The organism is Streptomyces sp. NPDC060035, from assembly GCF_042736635.1.
Taxonomy (GTDB): Bacteria; Actinomycetota; Actinomycetes; order Streptomycetales; family Streptomycetaceae; genus Streptomyces.
On the sequence record NZ_JBHWVO010000065.1, the window covers coordinates 1 to 5,278 of the forward strand.

The 5,278-nt window shown below is 56.5% G+C and carries 2 rRNA genes; both read right to left on the reverse strand.

The window, feature by feature from the left end:
* Window positions 1-22: 22 nt before the first annotated feature.
* Window positions 23-3,148: ribosomal RNA gene (locus tag ACFWBQ_RS38130) — 23S ribosomal RNA — on the reverse strand.
* 301 nt (window positions 3,149-3,449) lie between these two features.
* Window positions 3,450-4,975, reverse strand: a 16S ribosomal RNA gene (locus ACFWBQ_RS38135).
* Together the 16S and 23S rRNA genes form the textbook arrangement of a ribosomal RNA operon.
* Window positions 4,976-5,278 lie beyond the last annotated feature (303 nt).

Consider the following 5,278-nt stretch of genomic DNA (forward strand, 5'->3'; position numbering starts at 1 on the left):
AACACAGTGGACGCGAGCAACTGAGGACAAGCCCTCGGCCTATTAGTACCAGTCAGCTCCACCCGTTACCGGGCTTCCACATCTGGCCTATCAACCCAGTCGTCTACTGGGAGCCTTAACCACTCAAGGTGGTGGGAATACTCATCTCGAAGCAGGCTTCCCGCTTAGATGCTTTCAGCGGTTATCCTTTCCGAACGTAGCCAACCAGCCATGCCCTTGGCAGGACAACTGGCACACCAGAGGTTCGTCCGTCCCGGTCCTCTCGTACTAGGGACAGCCCTTCTCAATATTCCTACGCGCACAGCGGATAGGGACCGAACTGTCTCACGACGTTCTAAACCCAGCTCGCGTACCGCTTTAATGGGCGAACAGCCCAACCCTTGGGACCGACTCCAGCCCCAGGATGCGACGAGCCGACATCGAGGTGCCAAACCATCCCGTCGATATGGACTCTTGGGGAAGATCAGCCTGTTATCCCCGGGGTACCTTTTATCCGTTGAGCGACAGCGCTTCCACAAGCCACTGCCGGATCACTAGTCCCGACTTTCGTCCCTGCTCGACCCGTCGGTCTCACAGTCAAGCTCCCTTGTGCACTTACACTCAACACCTGATTGCCAACCAGGCTGAGGGAACCTTTGGGCGCCTCCGTTACTCTTTAGGAGGCAACCGCCCCAGTTAAACTACCCATCAGACACTGTCCCTGATCCGGATCACGGACCCAGGTTAGACATCCAGCACGACCAGAGTGGTATTTCAACGACGACTCCACAACCACTGGCGTGGCCGCTTCAAAGTCTCCCACCTATCCTACACAAGCCGAACCGAACACCAATATCAAACTATAGTAAAGGTCCCGGGGTCTTTCCGTCCTGCTGCGCGAAACGAGCATCTTTACTCGTAGTGCAATTTCACCGGGCCTATGGTTGAGACAGTCGAGAAGTCGTTACGCCATTCGTGCAGGTCGGAACTTACCCGACAAGGAATTTCGCTACCTTAGGATGGTTATAGTTACCACCGCCGTTTACTGGCGCTTAAGTTCTCAGCTTCGCACACCCGAAAGTGCACTAACCGGTCCCCTTAACGTTCCAGCACCGGGCAGGCGTCAGTCCGTATACATCGCCTTACGGCTTCGCACGGACCTGTGTTTTTAGTAAACAGTCGCTTCTCGCTGGTCTCTGCGGCCACCCCCAGCTCATGGAGTAAATCCAATCACCGGTGATGGCCCCCCTTCTCCCGAAGTTACGGGGGCATTTTGCCGAGTTCCTTAACCATAGTTCACCCGAACGCCTCGGTATTCTCTACCTGACTACCTGAGTCGGTTTAGGGTACGGGCCGCCATGAAACTCGCTAGAGGCTTTTCTCGGCAGCATAGGATCATCCACTTCACCACAATCGGCTCGGCATCAGGTCTCAGCCTTAATGTGTGACGGATTTGCCTATCACACGGCCTACACCCTTACCCCGGGAACTACCATCGCCCGGGTTGGACTACCTTCCTGCGTCACCCCATCGCTTACCTAGTACAAGTCTGGTTCATCGGCTCCACCACTACCCTCAACTCCGAAGAGATCGGGCCGGCTTCACGGACTTAGCATCGCCTGATTCAGTATTGGGCGTTTCAAAGCGGGTACCGGAATATCAACCGGTTGTCCATCGACTACGCCTGTCGGCCTCGCCTTAGGTCCCGACTTACCCTGGGCAGATCAGCTTGACCCAGGAACCCTTAGTCAATCGGCGCACACGTTTCTCACGTGTGTATCGCTACTCATGCCTGCATTCTCACTCGTGAACCGTCCACAACTCGCTTCCGCGGCTGCTTCACCCGGCACACGACGCTCCCCTACCCATCCATACTCCCGTTGGGGATATGTGTATGAATGACACGACTTCGGCGGTACGCTTGAGCCCCGCTACATTGTCGGCGCGGAATCACTTGACCAGTGAGCTATTACGCACTCTTTCAAGGGTGGCTGCTTCTAAGCCAACCTCCTGGTTGTCTCTGCGACTCCACATCCTTTCCCACTTAGCGTACGCTTAGGGGCCTTAGTCGATGCTCTGGGCTGTTTCCCTCTCGACCATGGAGCTTATCCCCCACAGTCTCACTGCCGTGCTCTCACTTACCGGCATTCGGAGTTTGGCTAAGGTCAGTAACCCGGTAGGGCCCATCGCCTATCCAGTGCTCTACCTCCGGCAAGAAACACACGACGCTGCACCTAAATGCATTTCGGGGAGAACCAGCTATCACGGAGTTTGATTGGCCTTTCACCCCTAACCACAGGTCATCCCCCAGGTTTTCAACCCTGGTGGGTTCGGTCCTCCACGAAGTCTTACCTCCGCTTCAACCTGCCCATGGCTAGATCACTCCGCTTCGGGTCTTGAGCGCGCTACTAAATCGCCCTATTCGGACTCGCTTTCGCTACGGCTTCCCCACACGGGTTAACCTCGCAACACACCGCAAACTCGCAGGCTCATTCTTCAAAAGGCACGCAGTCACGACTGCATGTGCAAGCACATACAGCGACGCTCCCACGGCTTGTAGGCACACGGTTTCAGGTACTATTTCACTCCGCTCCCGCGGTACTTTTCACCATTCCCTCACGGTACTATCCGCTATCGGTCACCAGGGAATATTTAGGCTTAGCGGGTGGTCCCGCCAGATTCACACGGGATTTCTCGGGCCCCGTGCTACTTGGGTGTCTCTTAAACGAGCCGTTGATGTTTCAGCTACGGGGGTCTTACCCTCTACGCCGGACCTTTCGCATGTCCTTCGCCTACATCAACGGTTTCTGACTCGTCTCACAGTCGGCAGACTATGAAAAAGAGATCCCACAACCCCGCATGCGCAACCCCTGCCGGGTATCACACGCATACGGTTTGGCCTCATCCAGTTTCGCTCGCCACTACTCCCGGAATCACGGTTGTTTTCTCTTCCTGCGGGTACTGAGATGTTTCACTTCCCCGCGTTCCCTCCACACTGCCTATGTGTTCAGCAGTGGGTGACAGCCCATGACGGCTGCCGGGTTTCCCCATTCGGAAACCCCCGGATCAAAGCTTGGTTGACAGCTCCCCGGGGACTATCGTGGCCTCCCACGTCCTTCATCGGTTCCTGGTGCCAAGGCATCCACCGTGCGCCCTTAAAAACTTGGCCACAGATGCTCGCGTCCACTGTGCAGTTCTCAAACAACGACCAGCCACCCATCACCCCACCCTTACAGGCGAGTTCACTGGGGCCGGCAACCGAAGATCCAGACTCAACGAGCCCGTACCTTCAGATACCCAACAGCGTGCCCGACCCAACCGATCCTTCTCATTTTCCACGCCGAAGCAGTACTCACGAAAACAACCTGTTGTGCCGAATAGTCAACGTTCCACCCATGAGCAACCACCGTCGAACATTTGCCGACGAAATGGTCTCTGGATTCCCCGAAGAGAATCTAGATGCTCCTTAGAAAGGAGGTGATCCAGCCGCACCTTCCGGTACGGCTACCTTGTTACGACTTCGTCCCAATCGCCAGTCCCACCTTCGACAGCTCCCTCCCACAAGGGGTTGGGCCACCGGCTTCGGGTGTTACCGACTTTCGTGACGTGACGGGCGGTGTGTACAAGGCCCGGGAACGTATTCACCGCAGCAATGCTGATCTGCGATTACTAGCAACTCCGACTTCATGGGGTCGAGTTGCAGACCCCAATCCGAACTGAGACCGGCTTTTTGAGATTCGCTCCGCCTCGCGGCATCGCAGCTCATTGTACCGGCCATTGTAGCACGTGTGCAGCCCAAGACATAAGGGGCATGATGACTTGACGTCGTCCCCACCTTCCTCCGAGTTGACCCCGGCAGTCTCCTGTGAGTCCCCATCACCCCGAAGGGCATGCTGGCAACACAGAACAAGGGTTGCGCTCGTTGCGGGACTTAACCCAACATCTCACGACACGAGCTGACGACAGCCATGCACCACCTGTATACCGACCACAAGGGGGGCACCATCTCTGATGCTTTCCGGTATATGTCAAGCCTTGGTAAGGTTCTTCGCGTTGCGTCGAATTAAGCCACATGCTCCGCTGCTTGTGCGGGCCCCCGTCAATTCCTTTGAGTTTTAGCCTTGCGGCCGTACTCCCCAGGCGGGGAACTTAATGCGTTAGCTGCGGCACCGACGACGTGGAATGTCGCCAACACCTAGTTCCCAACGTTTACGGCGTGGACTACCAGGGTATCTAATCCTGTTCGCTCCCCACGCTTTCGCTCCTCAGCGTCAGTAATGGCCCAGAGATCCGCCTTCGCCACCGGTGTTCCTCCTGATATCTGCGCATTTCACCGCTACACCAGGAATTCCGATCTCCCCTACCACACTCTAGCTAGCCCGTATCGAATGCAGACTCGGGGTTAAGCCCCGAGCTTTCACATCCGACGTGACAAGCCGCCTACGAGCTCTTTACGCCCAATAATTCCGGACAACGCTCGCACCCTACGTATTACCGCGGCTGCTGGCACGTAGTTAGCCGGTGCTTCTTCTGCAGGTACCGTCACTTGCGCTTCTTCCCTGCTGAAAGAGGTTTACAACCCGAAGGCCGTCATCCCTCACGCGGCGTCGCTGCATCAGGCTTTCGCCCATTGTGCAATATTCCCCACTGCTGCCTCCCGTAGGAGTCTGGGCCGTGTCTCAGTCCCAGTGTGGCCGGTCGCCCTCTCAGGCCGGCTACCCGTCGTCGCCTTGGTAGGCCATTACCCCACCAACAAGCTGATAGGCCGCGGGCTCATCCTTCACCGCCGGAGCTTTTAACCCCGTCCCATGCGGGACAGAGTGTTATCCGGTATTAGACCCCGTTTCCAGGGCTTGTCCCAGAGTGAAGGGCAGATTGCCCACGTGTTACTCACCCGTTCGCCACTAATCCACCCCGAAGGGCTTCATCGTTCGACTTGCATGTGTTAAGCACGCCGCCAGCGTTCGTCCTGAGCCAGGATCAAACTCTCCATGAATGTTTTCCCGTAATCGGGAGAGCACCATAGAAGAGCGGGACAACCAACCGGAATAGGATTGGTCATCCACTGCGTCCTCGCTGATGTTGCCTACCCGCCACATGGGCCAGTAGGACTTCAAAGGAACCACCAACCCACCGAAGTGGGCCGGGGTATCAACAAATTTGGCGTTGACTTTTGGCACGCTGTTGAGTTCTCAAGGAACGGACGCTTCCTTCGGTCCCGTTTCACCGGGGCCCTCCGGGCGCTTCCCTTCGTTCTTGCGTTTCCGACTCTATCAGACTCTTTCGTGTCCGATTCCCG